This window comes from Pseudomonas sp. TE4620, assembly GCF_056279045.1.
This window is the reverse complement of record NZ_JBWBQO010000001.1, coordinates 2,268,763-2,284,427: the sequence shown is the minus strand read 5'-3', so window position 1 is coordinate 2,284,427 and position 15,665 is coordinate 2,268,763. Positions and strand designations below refer to the sequence as shown.

The window sequence follows — 15,665 nt, the reverse complement described above, 5'->3', positions numbered from 1 at the left end:
GATTTGTCGGCTCTATTCATGGCCAGGCGACGCTGACTCCCAGCGTCGCCGCTGATTACCGACCGGTGCCGATGGTTGATCCGTTTCTCGTTTTCCTGCGACACCTGCGCCTGCCGGTGATGGCGGGCGCCTTGCTTGCCAGCCTCAGCGCCTGCAGCCAGCAACAAGGCCGCGACATCGTCAGCCAGTTCAGCCAAGGCCGCCCTCAAGAGCTGTTGCAGACCAGCGTCGACCGCATGGCCACGCTGTCGATGCGCGACAACCTGCGCAGCCTTTACCTGCTGATGAACAAGCTGTACCAGCGCAACCCCAACCAGTGGCGCCAGTCCGGCTATGTCGATGCCAGCACCGCCGAGCGGCAGATCCGCCAGGCCATCGAGCAACGCCAGCCGTTGGCGCAACTGGGCGAGCGCCGCGACCTGGCTGCGCTCAGCTATGCGCTTAGCCCGGAGTTTCGCGGCGATCGGGTCGGCGCCTTCATCTATGCCATTGGCAGCATGCTGGTCACCGCCCATGGCGGGCGCACCGAATTTTTCATGACCGACACCATCGACCCGCAGTTCGTCAGCAATGCCGCGCGCAACATCGAAAAGGCCACCTGGCTGCTCAGCCAGCGCCAGGACGCCAATGGCGTGCTGCTGCTGTTTTCCAATGAAATATCGGAGGAGGGCAGCAACCTGAGCTTTGCCGTGGAATTCGGCAAGATCGTCGCGCGCCTGGACCTGCTGGCGCAGATGCTCGACGAGCGCTATCGGCGTATTGGCCTTAACTACGCGCAAAGCCTGCTGCTGATGAACTTCCTGCCGGTGCAATAGGCCGGGGAACTCAAGGTACTTACGGCAATCCTAGTTGATGTAGGTACTCTTTATCCGGAGGCATCACCATGCGCCGTTTACTGCTCGTTTCCTCGCTTGTGCTCTGTCTGCCCTTCGGCTCGGCCCTGGCCAAAGTCGACGCCGGTGATGTTGCCACCTCGGCCGGGGTATCCGCTTCGCTGTACTCGACCTTCAAGGACGACAAACGCATCATCCCCGCCCGTGACGACGCCTCGTCGTTCATTGCCAGTGACGGTGCGATCCGCGGCGTGTACCTGGAGTCGATGCTGCAGAGCATCCGCGCGCAGAACCCCGACCTCAAAGCCAGCGACGAAGAGCTGGCGCGGGCGATCTTGCTGCAAGAGCAGTTCGGCGCCGGGCAATAATCACCAGTGCTGGCGATGAGGCCGGTGAAGTCAATGCAGCAGGCGGCGCCTGGATTACGACCGCTGCGCGCTCGATCGCAGGCAAGGCCAGCTCCCACCGGTTCGGTGTAAACAGGCCCACTGTGGGAGCGGGCTTGACCCGCGATGAGGCCGGTGCAGTCAGCACATCAGATGTTGAGCGCTGGCAAGGCCCCCACAGGTTCGGAGTACACAGGTCCACTGTGGGAGCGGGCTTGACCCGCGATGAGGCCGCTACAGGTCCACCTCAAAGCGCCTCGATCGCCTGCCGGTAACGCTGCCCCGCCAGGCTCATGCTGTTGTTATGGGTAGCCCCCGGCACCAGCAGCAGGTTTTTCGGCGGCTGCGCCGCAGCGAACAGTTGCTCGCTGAAACGCGGCGGCACAAATCGGTCGTCCAGGCCGTGAACCACCAGCAGCGGCATGCCGATGGCGGCAATCTTGTCGATTGAATCGAACTTCTGCGACAGCAGCCAGCGCACTGGCAGCGAGGTCTTGGCCACTGCCGTGGCGGCATCGCCCAGGGAGGTGAAGGTCGATTCGATGATCAAGCCGCGCGCCGGCACCGGACGCTGGTCCTTGTGCGCTTGCTGGCCCAACTGCGCGGCCAGCTCGACCGCCACCGCACCGCCCAGCGAGTGCCCGTAGATCAGCCGTTTGCGCGGGTCGGGCTGCAACGCCTGCAAGCGTTCCCAGGCCACCTGCGCGTCCTCGTAGACGCTCGCCTCGGAGGGCAGGCCGCCACGGCTCTGGCCAAAACCGCGGTAGTCGATCGCCAGCACCGAATAGCCAAGGTTATGCAGTTGCTGGATGCGAAACAGCTGGCCGGTGAGGTTCCAGCGCACCCCGTGCAGGTAGAGGATGGCCGGTGCATCCGGCCTTTTTGCTGGCCACCACCAGGCGTGGATGTTCTGCCCGGCCTTGAAGGTCTCGGGCCGTAACTCAAGCTCCTGGACGCCTGCGGGCATGCCCCGGTACCAGCTGGCATTGCCCGGCTCGATGCGAAACAGCAACTCGCGCTCCTTGTGCTCGAGCACCGCGCAACCCACCGGCAGGCCGACCACTACGCTGGTCAGGGCCAGCCCGTAGAGCCAGCGGCGAGGGTGTTTGAGCGAGAAAAAGGCCATGGTAAATCGTTCGTCTGAATACAAAGACGCGTTTTAACAGAAGCGCCGCCCAAGCTGTAGGGGAACTTGCCAGGCGACGAACTGCACCTCGCGAAATGCAACGCATTACTAGACTCTCTGCAGCCCGTTCATGGCGCGCCCGCAGGGCTTGGACGCAGCGCCGGACCGAGTTGATCGATCGATCACATTGCACACCCGTACCAGAGGCGCACCGGGTTCCAGCAAGGCAGTCGGCATCTCGTGCACGTGGCGTGGCAAACGCCGGTAACGTGAGACGGAGCAAGGCCTTATGAAGCGCAACAACAAGTGGCTATCGACGCTGGCGCTTGCCGCGTCGGCGACCTTCGGCGCGGCGGCTGCCGCTGCCGCAGACAAACCGAACATCCTGGTAATCTTCGGCGACGATATCGGCCAGACCAACATCAGCGCCTACGCCATGGGTGTGGTCGGCTATGAGACGCCGAACATCGACCGCATCGCCAAGGAGGGCATGATCTTCACCGACTACTATGCCGAAAACAGCTGCACCGCCGGCCGCTCATCATTCATTACCGGCCAGTCGCCGCTGCGCACCGGTTTGTCCAAAGTCGGCATGCCGGGGGTGGCGGTGGGCCTGCAGGCCCGCGATGTAACCATAGCTCAGGCGCTCAAGGCCCAGGGCTACGCCACCGGCCAGTTCGGCAAGAACCACCTGGGCGACCGCGACGAATACCTGCCGACCAACCACGGTTTCGACGAGTTCTTCGGCAACCTTTATCATCTCAACGCCGAAGAAGAGCCCGAGCGCCCGTACTGGCCCAAGGATGACCAGGAGTTCCTCAAGGCTGCTTCGCCTCGCGGGGTGATCAAGGCCAGCGCCGACGGCAAGATCGAGGACACTGGGGCGCTGACCAGCAAGCGTATGGAAACCATCGACGATGAAACCACCCAGGCGGCCATCAGCTTCATCGAGAAACAGGCCAAGGCCGACAAGCCATTTTTCGTCTGGATGAACACCACCCGCATGCACGCCTTCACCCACGTGCGTGACGCCATGAAGGGCCAGAGCGGCATGCCCGGCAATGACTACGCAGACGGCATGCTCGAGCACGACGGCGATGTCGGCAAGCTGCTCAAATCGCTGGATGACCTGAAGATCACCGATAACACCATCGTCATCTACACCACCGACAACGGCCCCAACCAGTGGTCCTGGCCGGATGCGGCGACCACGCCGTTCCGTAACGAGAAAAACTCCAACTGGGAAGGCGCCTACCGGGTGCCGGCGATGATCCGCTGGCCGGGCAAGGTCGAGGCCGGCAAGGTCTCGCGGCAGATGTTCTCGGGCCTGGACTGGTTCCCGACCTTGCTCGCGGCAGCCGGCGACAGCGGTATCAAGGACCGCCTGCTCAAGGGCGCCGATGTCGGTGGCAAGAACTTCAAGGTGCACCTGGATGGCTTCAACCAGCTCGACTACCTGACCGGCAAGGCGGCGAAAAGCGCGCGCGACGAGTTCTACTACTTCAACGACGACGGTGAACTGGTGTCGATGCGCTTCGGCGACTGGAAGCTGGTGTTTTGCGAGCAGCGCGCCCCGGGCGGGCTGACGGTGTGGAGCGAGCCCTTCACCTGCCTGCGGGTGCCGAAGCTGTTCAACCTGCGCATGGACCCCTATGAGCGCGCCGACGTGGTCTCTGACCAGTATTACGACTGGCTGACCAAGAACGACTACCTGGTGTTCCAGGGCACGCGCAAGGCTGCGGCATTCCTCAAGACCTTCGTCGAGTACCCGCCCAGCCAGCGCCCGGCGAGTTTCAGCATCGATCAGATTCGCGAAGAGGTCGACAAGGAAATCGAAGCGAAGATGAAGTAACGCCGCACCTTGTGAGCGGGGCGTACTGTCGCACTCAGTCGGCCAGGGTCAATTCGCCAAACCAGCGCTGCCGGGCGAGTTCGAGCCTGGCTTGAGTGACGCTGGCAAGCCGCGCCTGATCACTGACGGCCATGCCTTCGAGGTAGACGAAGTGCACATTCTGCAGGCCCAACGTGCCGAGCACGTGGCGCAGGTAAGCGCTGAGAAAGTCCGGCTGGCGGGCCCGTGCCCCGCGGTGGTAGCCGCCTGAACTGACGATCAGGTACACCGGCCGGTCTTTGAGCAGGCCGACCTTGCCTTCAGGGCCGGCAATGAAGGTGCGGTGGATGCGCAGCACATGGTCGATCCAGAGCTTGAGCGCTGCCGGCACGGTGAAGTTGTGCATGGGCGTGGCAATCAGCAGCAGGTCACAGCCTTCGAGCTCGCTGATCAGTGCCTCGGAGCTTGCAAATACCGGGTCGTGCGGCGGTACAAAGCCGGTCAGCGCTGTCGCGTAGCCGGCACTCAACGGCGCCAGTGGCGTGGCCGCCAGGTCCCGCAGGGTCACCTTGAGGTGTGGGTACTGGTGGCGGATGCAAGCGACCATTTCGTCGGCCAGGCGCAAGCCGATCGAGGCGCTGCCGCGCATGCTGGCATTGACCAGGAGCAGGTTATCCATGGCGCTGTGCCTCGGCGGCGGGCAGTGCCTGAACAAAATGCATGCCTTTGGCCAAAAGTCCTTCGCGGTAATAGAAGCGCTGGGCCAATGGCATATGCAGCCCGGTATCGAGCACCAGGTAGGCATGGCCGTTGCGCAGGCCATCGGCGCGTGCGGCATCGAGCAATGCGGCGCCGACCCGCAGGCCGCGCATGGCCGGGGACACCACCAGGTCGTCGACGTAGGTAAAGCGTCCATAGAGCAGGTTTTCGCTGCTCCTTACCCCTGCCAGCCCCAGCAGTTGCTTGCCGTAGAAAGCCCCGAGCAAGCGGTAGCCCTGCAGCGCCTGGCGCCTGACTTGCTGCGCGAACGCGTCGGCATCCACCAGGTGCGGCCGAAGTTCGCGCATTAGCTCGAAGGCGTCGCGTTGCTCGGTGCCTTCTTGCAGGTAGCGGATGGTTGCCTGTTCGCCCACGGGTTTCTCCCAGATCAATTTGAGCCGTTACTTTACGGCGGCAACGGACTACCTTATAGGTCCAAAAAATGCACAAATGACTAGGACATGCCAGCCTCCAGCCCACCGACGATGACGCCCCTCTATCGACAGATCTACTTGCGTTTTCGCGACGCCATCAGTACCGGGCGCTTGCAGCCGGGTGAGCGCCTGCCTTCGGTGCGGGCCCTGGCGGCGGAACTCAACCTGGCGCGCGGCACGGTCGAGGCGGCTTACCAGATGCTCGGCGGTGAAGGCTATGTGCAATCCAGGGGCCCGGCAGGCACGGTGGTCGCCCCGTCGCTCAGTACCAGGGCAGTAGATGTCGATGTGCCGGGGCCAGCGCTGGCCCCGGAGCCGCAAACGTATTTGCCAATGCCCTTGCAGATCGGCTTGCCGGCGCTGGACGCCTTTCCGCGCAAGCTGTGGACGCGCCTGGTGGGGCGTACCTTGCGCCAAAGCGGGGTGGAGGGCCTGGCGTACCCGGACCCTCAAGGGCAGCTTGCCCTGCGCCATGCATTGGCGGGTTACCTGGCGGTGTCGCGGGGCATCAGCTGTACTGCGCAACAGGTTTTCATCTGCGCAGGCTACCGTGCCTGTCTCGACCTGATCTGCTCCAGCCTGCTGGAGGACGGTGACCGCTGCTGGTTCGAAGACCCGGGTTACTTCCAGGCCAGGCGTTTTCTTGAGCACGCCCGGGTGCAGTTGGTGCCGGTGCCGGTGGATGGCGACGGCCTTGATGTCGACGCCGCTATCGCTCGGGCTGCTGATGCGCGCTTTGCCCTGGTCACGCCCCATCACCAGAGCCCTCTTGGCGTCACGCTGTCGCTGCCGCGGCGCCAGCGCCTGCTGGACTGGGCCAGTAGCCAGGGCAGCTGGATCATCGAGGACGACTACGACAGCGAGTACCGTTACCGCGGCCGGCCGGTGCCGGCACTCAAGAGCCTCGACAGCGAGGGGCGGGTGCTGTACTGCGCGACCTTCAGCAAAGTACTGGCGCCGGGCATACGCCTGGCCTATCTGGTGGTTCCTCAGGCCCAGGTAGAGCGCTTCGCCAGCGTGGCCCGGGATATGCACAACCACTGCCCGCAGTTGTTGCAAGCGACGGTGAGCGCATTTATCGAAGAAGGCCATTTTGCCCGGCACTTGCGCAAGATGCGCAGCCTCTATGCCCAGCGGCGCCAGCAACTGGTCGAGGCCTTGCAGGCCGAACTCGGTGAGTATCTGCAACTGGACAATCAGGCAGGCGGCATGCACCTGGTGGCAGATGTGCGCGGCGGCTTCGACGATTGTGCGATTGCCCGCCGCGCGCGGGTGCTTGGCCTGGCGATCGAGCCGCTTTCAGGCTGGTACCGACAACCCGGGCAACGGCGCGGGTTGTTGATCGGCTTTACCAATGTCACCAGCCGCGAACAAGCCGTTGCGCTGGCCAGGCAGTTACGCCTGGCGATGGGCCTTTAGCCGTGGCGGCTGTCAGTTGCGGTCCACCCACACAGTCTGCGCATTGCAGAACTCGCGTACGCCGAAGTGCGACAACTCACGGCCAAAGCCGCTCTTCTTCACGCCGCCGAAGGTCACCCGCGGGTCGCTGGCGCAGTAGCCGTTGATGAACACGCCGCCGGTGTCCAGCTCATCGGCCAGTTGCTCGGCCAACGCAGCATTGGCAGTGTAGATAGTCGAGGCCAGGCCGAATTCGCTGTCGTTGGCCAGTTGCAGGGCATGGCGGGCATCGCGGGCGGTGATGATCGAGGCCACCGGGCCGAACAACTCCTGCTTGAACGAAGTCATCTGGTCGGTGACGTCGGCCAGCACGGTGGGCTGGTAGTAGTTGCCGTTGCCTTGCACCTTGCCACCGCCAAGCAGCAGGGTCGCGCCCTCGGCCAGGGTTGCCTGGACTTGCTGGTCGAGCTCATCGCGCAGGTCGAAGCGGGCCATCGGGCCGATGTAGGTCTCGCTGGCATGCGGATCGCCCATGACCAGCGCCTGGGTGGCCTCGACGAATTTGCGGGTGAAGGCCTCGACCACGCCTTGCTCGACGATCAGGCGCTTGGCTGCGGCGCAGACCTGGCCGGTGTTCTGGTAACGGCCGATGACGGCGGCTTTGACCGCTTCATCAAGGTCGGCATCGTTGAGGACAATGAACGGGTCCGAGCCGCCCAGCTCCAGCACGCACTTTTTCAGCGCGGCGCCGGCCTGGGCGCCGATGGCGGTACCGGCGCGTACGCTGCCAGTCAGGGTCACGGCGGCAATGCGCGGGTCGGCGATGGCCTTGGACACGCCCTCTGGGGTGACGTTGATCACCTCGAACACGCCCTCGGGGAAACCTGCGCGCTGGAACGCTTCGAGCAGCAGGTAGGCGCTGCCCATCACGTTCGGCGCGTGCTTGAGTACATAGGTATTGCCGGCCAGCAACGCCGGCACCGCGCCGCGCAGCACCTGCCAGATCGGGAAGTTCCACGGCATCACTGCCAGCAGCGGGCCGAGTGGACGGTATTCGATGCGCGCCTTGCCGACGGGCACCGGGGCCGCTTCAGCCTCGAGCATGGCCGGGCCGTTGGCCGCGTACCATTCGCAGAGCTGCGCGCATTTCTCGATTTCACCCCTGGCCTGGGCCACCGGCTTGCCCATTTCGTCGGTGATCATCCGCGCCATGGCCTCGGCGTTGTTGCGCAGGGCGCCGGCCAGGGCCAGCAGCAATGCGGTGCGTTCCGCTACCGGCGTGCGGCGCCAGGCAGCATAGCCCTGGGCGGCGCGGCTCAGGGCAGCATCGAGGACAGCGTCGCTTTCGTAGGCATAGTGGCCGATCTGCTCGCCATTGGCGGGGTTGATCGACAAGGCGTGGGTGTGGAAGTTGATCGCGGTCATCACGGCGGTCCTGAGGGGAGGGGAACGGTTTCAGACTACTGCGTTGTGTCTTTGCCTTAAACTGAATAATACTGAGCAAAACATTCACGCATAGAGAATGACTATGGATCTGGTGCAACTGGAGATGTTCAAGGCGGTGGCCGAGCAGGGCAGCATCAGTGCCGCGGCCCAGCACATCCATCGGGTGCCGTCGAACCTGACCACGCGGATCAAGCAGCTGGAGCAGGAGCTGGGTGCCGAGCTGTTCATCCGCGAAAAAAGCCGTTTGCGCCTGTCGCCGGCGGGCTGGAACTTTCTCGACTATGCCCGGCGTATTCTCGACCTGGTGGCCGAGGCGCGGCTGACCGTGGCGGGTGACGAGCCGCAAGGCGCCTTCGCCCTCGGCTCGCTGGAAAGCACCGCCGCGGTGCGCATTCCGACGCTGCTGGCGGCTTACAACCAGGCCTATGCCAAGGTCGAACTGGACCTCACCACCGGGCCGTCCGGGGCGATGATCGACGGCGTGCTGGCCGGGCGCCTGAGCGCCGCCTTCGTCGACGGCCCGGTGTTGCACCCGGCGCTCGAGGGGGTGCCGGTGTTCGTCGAAGAGATGGTGCTGATCGCACCGCTCAACCACACGCCGATCACCCGCGCTGGCGAGGTCAACGGCATGACCATCTACGCCTTTCGCGCCAACTGCTCATACCGTCATCACTTCGAGAACTGGTTTGCCCAGGACCAGGCGGTGCCGGGCAAGATCATTGAGATGGAGTCGTACCACGGCATGCTTGCCTGCGTCAGCGCCGGCGCCGGCCTGGCGCTGATGCCGCGCAGCATGCTCGAAAGCATGCCCGGCTGCAGCACGGTCAGTTTCTGGCCGCTGTCCCAGCGCTTTCGCTACCTGCGCACCTGGCTGGTGTGGCGGCGCGGCACGGTATCGCGCAGCTTGAGGACCTTCGTGCAACTGCTGGAAGAGCGCGGCGAGGTACTCAAGGTCGAGGAACCGGTGTGACCTGATGTGCTGGCCTCATCGCTGGCAAGCCAGCGTCTACTGGCCAGCTACACTGTTGCTACTGTCCGATCCCGGAGTCCATCATGAACAGGTTGTCCTCCATTGGCCTGTGCTTGGCGTTATCGACTGTATGTGCGCAGGGCTGGGCCGAAACCGTGGTGCCGCTCAAGGGCCAGAGCGCCCAGCAGGTGCAGGTCGATATCAACGATTGCCATAACGTCGCCGCGAGTTCCGCCAGCAGCGATGCCCATGTCGGTGGGCGGGTGCGCGGAGCTGCCGTGGGTGCGGCCGCCGGCGCCGCGGGCGCCGAGGTACGGGGACGCCAGCATGATGAGGTCTACGACCGTGTCGATGATGACGTCAAACAGCAATACCGGCAGAACCGTGCCGGTGAAACCGCCGCTGCCGGCGCGGTTGTCGGTGGTGCCCGCCAGCGCCAGGAGCGTCGGCAGGACCGACGCAGCAATGAGGCGACCAGCGCTTCGGCCTATACCAGTTGCCTGCAGAACAAGGGTTACCAGGTCACGCCATAGCCGCTGCCGATCTGCTAGGCTGCAGGCTTTGACCCGTGTGCAGGCAGCCATGAACAACGATATTCCCGAACCCCAGGCGGTGGGCAGTCCGATCACCAGCAGCGCGATTTTCATGGTCGCCACCCTGGCCCCAGGCAGTGAGGCACTGCAAACCGTGCGTGAGTGGTGCGCCGATATCGCCGGCCTGACCCGCTCGGTCGGCAAGCGCGTGCCGGCCGGCAACCTGTCGTGCGTCTGCGGCTTTGCCTCCAATGCCTGGGATCAGCTGTTCGGCGGGCCACGGCCACAGGCCTTGCACCCGTTCCGCGAGTTTGGCGTCGAAGGGCGCCGCGCGCCGGCAACCCCCGGCGATATCCTCTTGCACATCCGCGCCGAGCAGATGGACCTGTGCTTCGAACTGGCCACCCAACTGATCACGGCCCTGGGCGATGCAGTCAAGGTGGTGGACGAAGTGCAGGGTTTTCGGTACTTCGACATGCGCAGCATCATCGGCTTCGTCGATGGTACCGAGAACCCGGTCGGCCGCCAGGTGCCCAAATTCACCCTGGTCGGCGACGAAGACCCGGGCTTCAGCGGCGGCAGCTACGTGCTGGTGCAAAAGTACCTGCACAACATGAGCGCCTGGAACGCGCTGCCGGTCGAGGCGCAGGAGCGGGTGATCGGCCGCACCAAGCTGTCGGACATCGAGCTGGGTGACGAAGCCAAACCCAGCAACTCCCACAGCGCACTGACCACCATCACCGACGCGAACGGCGAAGAGCTGAAGATCCTGCGCGACAACATGCCGTTCGGCCGCCCCGGCGCCGGTGAGTTCGGCACTTACTTCATTGGTTATGCGCGCTCGCCGGCGCCGATCGAGCAGATGCTCGAGAACATGTTCGTCGGTCGCCCGGCAGGCAATTACGACCGCTTGCTGGACTTCAGCAACGCGGTCACCGGCGGCCTGTTCTTCGTGCCGTCGGCCGAGCTGCTCGAAGACCTGGCCGAGCGCACCCCGGGCTAGTGCTCATGCCGGTTTCAATTCACTGTCGAGCAGTGATCGAACTTCGGCAAAACACTTCTCGGCGATGGCCGAACGCGGCTCGGTACGCCGCAGCAGCAAGCCGATCGGTGCATGCACGCTGGCAGCACTGATCGGCACGATACGCAGGTGCTCGCTGAGGCCTTCGAGGCCGTAATCGAGCGGCATGATCGCGCAACACATCCCGGCGCAAACGGCCTGGATCAACTGGTAGCTGGAGTCGCTTTCGAGCACCGCATGGGGCTGCAGGCCGCGGCTGCGAAAGCTCAGATCGACCGACTGGCGATAGTGCATGCCCTTGCTCAACAGCCCCAGCGGCACGGCGCTGACCGCTTCCCAGGGCAGATCAGCCTGCTCGAACTGAAAATGGCGCACGTCATACAGCAGGCCCATGCGCGTGGTGCCCAGTTCGATCACTTCGAAATAGGCGCTGTTGATCTGGTCCAGGTAGCAGATACCCAGGTCCAGCTGGTTACGGCTCAGGCCATCGGTGATCTGTTCGGAGCTCAAGGACGACAGCTGGAACTGCAGCTCCGGATAGCGCTGGGCCAGGGGCTGGAGAAACTGCATGGGGTTGAAGCTCGACAGCGGCACCATGCCCAGGCGCAGGCTGCCGACGATCTGCCCGCGGCAACTGGCGGCTTCAGCCTGCAGGCCGTCATAGGCGGCCAGCAGGGTGCGAGCCCAGGCCAGGATGCGCTCGCCGGCCTCGGTAAAGCCTTCGAAACGCTGGCCACGGGTTACCAGCACCAGGTTCAGTTCGTCCTCAAGGTTACGCAGGCGCATCGACAGGGTCGGCTGGGTGATATGGCACAGCGCGGCGGCCTGGCCGAAGTGGCGGGTCTGGTCCAGGGCGAGCAGAAACTTCAGTTGTTTGATATCCATGGCGCAGCCTGGCAAGTCAGTAGGGCGGGTGGCAAAACGGTAAAGCAATGCCCCCGGGCCGTCCAATGGGCATTAGTGACCGGCTGATAGAGGCGCTTGATCAATAGACGATAGACCACCTCGATAAGCCGGTCGGATCTATCGATTGGACGCTAATGGTGTTTGCCTCTAGCGTTGGCCGCAACTTCCTGACTGCTGCCAAGGGGCTGTGCATGAGTATCAAACTGGACGCGGTGTTCGTGCCGCTGAACATCGCCGTGCTGACTGTCAGCGACACCCGCAGCTTCGACACCGACACCTCCGGCGAGCTGCTGGCCAGCCGCGCGGTGGAGATGGGCCACCGCCTGGTCGAGCGGGTGCTGCTCAAGGATGACCTGTACAAGATTCGCGCCCAGGTCGCCGGCTGGATTGCCGAGGACGACGTGCAGGTGGTGCTGATCACCGGCGGCACCGGCTTTACCGGGCGCGACAGCACCCCCGAAGCGGTGGCCTGCCTGTTCGACAAGCACATCGATGGCTTTGGCGAGTTGTTCCGCGCCTTGTCGATCCTCGATATCGGCACTTCCACCGTGCAGACCCGTGCCCTGGCCGGCCTTGCCAATGGCACCCTGGTTTGCTGCCTGCCGGGCTCTACCGGCGCCTGCCGCACTGCCTGGGAAGGTATCCTCGCCGAGCAACTGGATGCTCGCCATCGCCCGTGCAACTTCGTTGCCCACCTCAAGCCTGGCACACTGTGCAAGACGCGTAACTGATACGCCAGGCAGTCCACATAAAAGCAGGGAGCGGGTAGATGAGCGCGATTGTACTTCGCCAGGCCAGGGCCGCCGATGCGCAGGCCATTTTCAACGTGCACAAGGACTCGGTCGAGTCTCAGTGTGGCGAGCATTACAGCGTCGAGCAGATTCACATGTGGCTCGATGGCCGCTCACCGGCGACTTATCTGCCGGCCATCGAGCAGGGCAACCTGTGGGTCGCGCAAGCCGGGAGCATTCTCGGCTTCGTCGAGATCGACGGCTTTGAACTCAGCAAGCTGTTTGTCTGCGGTGCGGGTGCCGGGCAGGGCATCGGTGGGCGGCTGCTGAACCTGGCGATCGAGCGCATCCGCGCGACGAAGGCCAGCAGCGTTTACCTGGAAGCCACGCGCAACGCTCAGGGCTTTTATCAAGCCAACGGCTTTGTGCCGATCGGCAACGGCACCTTCAGTCGCGGCAACAGCCGCGTGGTGATCGAGATCGTCAAGATGCAGCGCCCGCTTCAGGACTGATCCGTCAATTGCCCCGGGGCGCTGCCGTCGAGCAGCGCCAGCTCGCCAAACGACACCGACGCATCGATATAGCGCAGCGCCGACTTGGCGTCTTTCCAGCCGACATGGCTCATCAACGCCTTGAGCTCCCAGCCATTGCTGGTGGCCCAGGTGGCAAAGCCGCGGCGCAGCGAGTGCCCGGTATATAACGCTGCCGGTACGCCTGCGCGTTCGAGGATGCGCCGCAACAAGCCGATCAGGCTGTTGCTGTTGAGCGGCTGTTCGCCGAGGTTGCCCCAGCGGTCGAGTTTGCGAAACACCGGGCCGCGGGCAATGCCTGCCACTTCAAGCCATTGCAGGTAAGCCTGGACCGGGCACAACACTTTGAGTGCCGGCGCCCGATGGCGCACGCCCAGCGCCTGGCGGTCGCCCTTGCTGCGCGGCAGGTAGATCGACAGGCCGATACCCGCCTGGGCCTGGATATGCTCGACCTGCAGGCGCGCCAGTTCATCGCCGCGAAATCCGCGCCAGAACCCGATCAACAGCAAGGCCTTGTCGCGGCTGGCGCGCAACAGTGCCGGCAAATCGTGCCCGGCGCGGGCCTGAGCGGCTTCTTGCTCAAGTACGCCAACGGCAGTTTGCAGGTGCTGGATCAACAGCGGTGCCGCCTGTTTTGGTTCGGCCGGGTGCAGGGTGCGGATGCCCTTGAGCAACTGGCGCACCATCGGTGCCTTGGTCGGGTCGGGAAAGCCCTGGCTGACATGCCATTGCCCTAGCGCTGCCAGGCGCTGCTTGAGGGTGCTGATCGAGTGGCTGTGCGCATGCTCGGCCAGGTAGCGGGCGATGCTGTCGGCGGTGGCCGGCAGAAAGCCTCCCCAGCTCACTTCGAAGTGCTCGACCGCAGCCTGGTAACTGCGCCGGGTGTTATCGCGCACTGCGGCCTGCAGGTAGCGCTCGATCGTGTTCATTGCCTCGTTCCCGCCAGGCGTACCGCTCTGGGCACATTTACCTGCCATTCTAGCGCCTCACATGCGATAAGCCGTGATTATTTTATCTCAGCACTTGATTGATTGAGCGTGAGGAAGATCAATAGGATAGTATGTAAATACATGGTACGTATCACAGTACGAAATAGTAGGAGCTGACATGGCCCGTGGCGGTATCAACAAGGCGTTAGTGCACAAGGCGCGGCAGGCGCTGCTGGCCCGGGGCGAGCATCCGAGTATCGATGCCGTACGTATCGAGCTGGGGAATACCGGCTCGAAAACCACCATTCATCGTTACCTCAAAGAGCTGGAAAGCCTGCAACCGGCGGCACCCGCCAGCACGGCAAACCTCAGCGATGCGCTGGCGGCAGTGGTCGAGCAACTGGCCGCGCAGCTGCAGGAGGAGGCTGAGGCGCGTATCGACCTTGCCCGTAGTGCCTTTGAACAAGAGCGCCAGACCCTGCTGGCGCAGGTGCAGATCAGCCAGCAGGCGCAGGCCGCCTTGCAACAGCAATATGAAATCCAGGCGGCGGCGCTGGCCAGCGAGTCAGAGGCCCTGGCCACCGCCCGCACCAGCTTGCAAAGCGAGCAGACCCGCAACGCCACCCTCAACCAGGCGGTGGGCGAACTGAACCTGCGCCTGGCCGACAAGGACGAGCAGGTCCGCTCGCTGGAAGACAAGCACCAGCACGCCCGCGATGCCCTTGAGCATTACCGCAACGCCAGCCGCGAACAGCGCGACCAGGATCAACGCCGGCACGAGGCGCAGGTACAGTTGCTGCAGGTGGAAGTGCGCCAGTTGCAGCAGAGCCTGATCGTCAAGCAAGACGAACTGACCCGCCTTAACCGCGACAACGAAGGCCTGCTGGTGCAGGTTCGCACCCTCAAGGAAGCCCAGCGCGGCCTCAAGACCCAGGGCGATCGCCAGCAGGCGAAAATTCACGGCCTGGAGGTCAAGCTTGCGCAGCTCAGCGGTTCACGCGATGAGCTGGAGAAGCAGAACCAGGACCTGGCCTTGAGCCTGGCCGAACGGGTGTCGGAATTGCGCCGCCAGCTGCAGCTGATCGGCAAGCAGGAAGCACAGTTGCGCCAGGCCGAGCGTGCCCGCGAACAGCCTCAGGACAACGGCTGAAGTTTCATGCGCATGGCGCAGCGGCCGATCAGTCCCTGCAGTTGTTCGCGGTTCAACTGTTGGCGCAAAGCCTGGCTCAGTTGCTGTTCAGCGAGTGTCTCGAAGCCCAGGCGGGCATAGAAGGGCGCGTTCCAGGGAACGCAGGCAAAGGTGGTCAGGCTCAGGGCTTCGAAGCCGTGTTCGCGGGCCCAGTCAGCGGCGGCGCCGATCAACCGGCGGCCATGGCCCTGACCTTGCGCAGATTGCGCAACCGAGAGTTCATGAATGAACAGGTCGCGGCCTGCGGGTTGCGCGCAGAGGAACCCCTGCGGCACGTCGTCGGCGTCGGCCAGCACCCACTCATGGCCCTGGTCGATGAACTGGCGGTGCTCGTCGCTGCTCATCACCGGCCCCGTGGCAATCCACTCAAGACCTGGCTGATCGGCAAAAACCCGGGCGGCAGAACGTTCGACGGCGGGTAGCAGTTGCGCGTCTTCGACGCGGGCAAGGCGCAGGGTAACTGACATGGCGAAGGCTATTGAAGGTGGCTTTGCAGTGTCGTCAATCGCCGTTTTTTTCGCAACTGCAAGGGCGCTGCAAGCCTTTTGGACTAACGCCAAAAACGTTTAAGTGCGCTTAGGTATTAAGCCTAAAGCCAGAATCGTTTTTTTTCCCAGAACTGCTATTTCTTCAGGCAGCAGTG

General features: G+C 63.8%; 17 protein-coding genes. 10 read left to right on the top strand and 7 right to left on the bottom strand.

Annotated elements, in window-relative coordinates; genetic code table 11:
* The first annotated feature begins 71 nt into the window (after positions 1-71).
* Positions 72-815, top strand: coding sequence for a hypothetical protein (locus tag ACZ9A3_RS10755; RefSeq protein WP_045201988.1), 744 nt, complete (start codon positions 72-74; stop codon positions 813-815).
* A gap of 68 nt (positions 816-883) precedes the next feature.
* Positions 884-1,201, top strand: a complete 318-nt coding sequence (locus ACZ9A3_RS10750) for a DUF2388 domain-containing protein (RefSeq protein ID WP_093382752.1) — start codon at positions 884-886, stop codon at positions 1,199-1,201.
* 265 nt (positions 1,202-1,466) lie between these two features.
* Here ACZ9A3_RS10750 and ACZ9A3_RS10745 read toward each other — a convergent pair whose 3' ends face one another.
* A complete protein-coding gene (locus ACZ9A3_RS10745) occupies positions 1,467-2,345 on the bottom strand; it encodes an alpha/beta hydrolase (RefSeq protein ID WP_093382757.1) in 879 nt (292 codons plus the stop codon).
* A 289-nt stretch (positions 2,346-2,634) separates the two neighbouring features.
* Here ACZ9A3_RS10745 and ACZ9A3_RS10740 point away from each other — a divergent pair, with 289 nt between their 5' ends.
* Positions 2,635-4,197: an arylsulfatase gene (locus tag ACZ9A3_RS10740; RefSeq protein ID WP_093382765.1), complete on the top strand. Its 1,563-nt coding sequence runs from the start codon at positions 2,635-2,637 to the stop codon at positions 4,195-4,197.
* A 34-nt stretch (positions 4,198-4,231) separates the two neighbouring features.
* Here the strand turns inward: ACZ9A3_RS10740 and ACZ9A3_RS10735 are convergent, their stop codons facing one another.
* Together ACZ9A3_RS10735 and ACZ9A3_RS10730 are read right to left on the bottom strand one after the other, a co-directional pair.
* Positions 4,232-4,855, bottom strand: coding sequence for an FMN-dependent NADH-azoreductase (locus ACZ9A3_RS10735; RefSeq protein ID WP_093382769.1), 624 nt, complete (start codon positions 4,853-4,855; stop codon positions 4,232-4,234).
* On the bottom strand, positions 4,848-5,309 hold the full coding sequence (locus ACZ9A3_RS10730; protein ID WP_045202028.1) for a GNAT family N-acetyltransferase: 462 nt from the start codon (positions 5,307-5,309) through the stop codon (positions 4,848-4,850). Before ACZ9A3_RS10730 ends, ACZ9A3_RS10735 begins: the two co-directional genes overlap by 8 nt.
* 87 nt (positions 5,310-5,396) lie before the next feature.
* Here ACZ9A3_RS10730 and pdxR point away from each other — a divergent pair, with 87 nt between their 5' ends.
* Positions 5,397-6,788, top strand: coding sequence for a MocR-like pyridoxine biosynthesis transcription factor PdxR (pdxR, locus tag ACZ9A3_RS10725; RefSeq protein ID WP_093382773.1), 1,392 nt, complete (start codon positions 5,397-5,399; stop codon positions 6,786-6,788).
* 12 nt (positions 6,789-6,800) lie between these two features.
* Here pdxR and ACZ9A3_RS10720 read toward each other — a convergent pair whose 3' ends face one another.
* A complete protein-coding gene (locus ACZ9A3_RS10720) occupies positions 6,801-8,192 on the bottom strand; it encodes an aldehyde dehydrogenase family protein (RefSeq protein WP_476252558.1) in 1,392 nt (463 codons plus the stop codon).
* 103 nt (positions 8,193-8,295) lie between these two features.
* On the opposite strand from ACZ9A3_RS10720, the gene ptrR reads away from it, so the two are divergent.
* From ptrR to ACZ9A3_RS10705, 3 genes are all read left to right on the top strand, one after another.
* The gene (gene ptrR / locus ACZ9A3_RS10715; RefSeq protein WP_476253325.1) at positions 8,296-9,183 is read left to right on the top strand and encodes a putrescine utilization regulator PtrR; all 888 of its coding nucleotides are present in this window, start codon (positions 8,296-8,298) and stop codon (positions 9,181-9,183) included.
* 83 nt (positions 9,184-9,266) lie between these two features.
* Entirely contained in the window at positions 9,267-9,716 is a 450-nt protein-coding gene (locus tag ACZ9A3_RS10710) for a YMGG-like glycine zipper-containing protein (protein WP_093382783.1), read from the top strand.
* A gap of 49 nt (positions 9,717-9,765) precedes the next feature.
* Positions 9,766-10,719, top strand: a complete 954-nt coding sequence (locus tag ACZ9A3_RS10705) for a Dyp-type peroxidase (protein ID WP_093382787.1) — start codon at positions 9,766-9,768, stop codon at positions 10,717-10,719.
* A gap of 3 nt (positions 10,720-10,722) precedes the next feature.
* Here the strand turns inward: ACZ9A3_RS10705 and ACZ9A3_RS10700 are convergent, their stop codons facing one another.
* Positions 10,723-11,622 carry a LysR family transcriptional regulator gene (locus ACZ9A3_RS10700; protein WP_476252557.1) on the bottom strand — a complete coding sequence of 300 codons (900 nt, stop codon included), beginning with the start codon at positions 11,620-11,622 and terminating at the stop codon, positions 10,723-10,725.
* Between the two features lie 212 nt (positions 11,623-11,834).
* On the opposite strand from ACZ9A3_RS10700, the gene moaB reads away from it, so the two are divergent.
* A complete protein-coding gene (gene moaB, locus ACZ9A3_RS10695; RefSeq protein ID WP_093387543.1) occupies positions 11,835-12,374 on the top strand; it encodes a molybdenum cofactor biosynthesis protein B in 540 nt (179 codons plus the stop codon).
* 38 nt (positions 12,375-12,412) lie between these two features.
* Entirely contained in the window at positions 12,413-12,886 is a 474-nt protein-coding gene (locus ACZ9A3_RS10690) for a GNAT family N-acetyltransferase (RefSeq protein WP_093382793.1), read from the top strand.
* Here the strand turns inward: ACZ9A3_RS10690 and ACZ9A3_RS10685 are convergent.
* Positions 12,877-13,833: a site-specific integrase gene (locus ACZ9A3_RS10685; RefSeq protein WP_045202008.1), complete on the bottom strand. Its 957-nt coding sequence runs from the start codon at positions 13,831-13,833 to the stop codon at positions 12,877-12,879. The two genes, ACZ9A3_RS10690 and ACZ9A3_RS10685, sit on opposite strands and share 10 nt — an antisense overlap.
* A gap of 178 nt (positions 13,834-14,011) precedes the next feature.
* On the opposite strand from ACZ9A3_RS10685, the gene ACZ9A3_RS10680 reads away from it, so the two are divergent.
* Positions 14,012-14,983, top strand: a complete 972-nt coding sequence (locus ACZ9A3_RS10680; protein WP_093382799.1) for a DNA-binding protein — start codon at positions 14,012-14,014, stop codon at positions 14,981-14,983.
* Here the strand turns inward: ACZ9A3_RS10680 and ACZ9A3_RS10675 are convergent.
* Positions 14,968-15,489 (bottom strand): GNAT family N-acetyltransferase, encoded by a 522-nt coding sequence (locus ACZ9A3_RS10675; RefSeq protein ID WP_093382802.1) that lies wholly within the window; start codon positions 15,487-15,489, stop codon positions 14,968-14,970. The genes ACZ9A3_RS10680 and ACZ9A3_RS10675 overlap by 16 nt on opposite strands.
* Positions 15,490-15,665 lie beyond the last annotated feature (176 nt).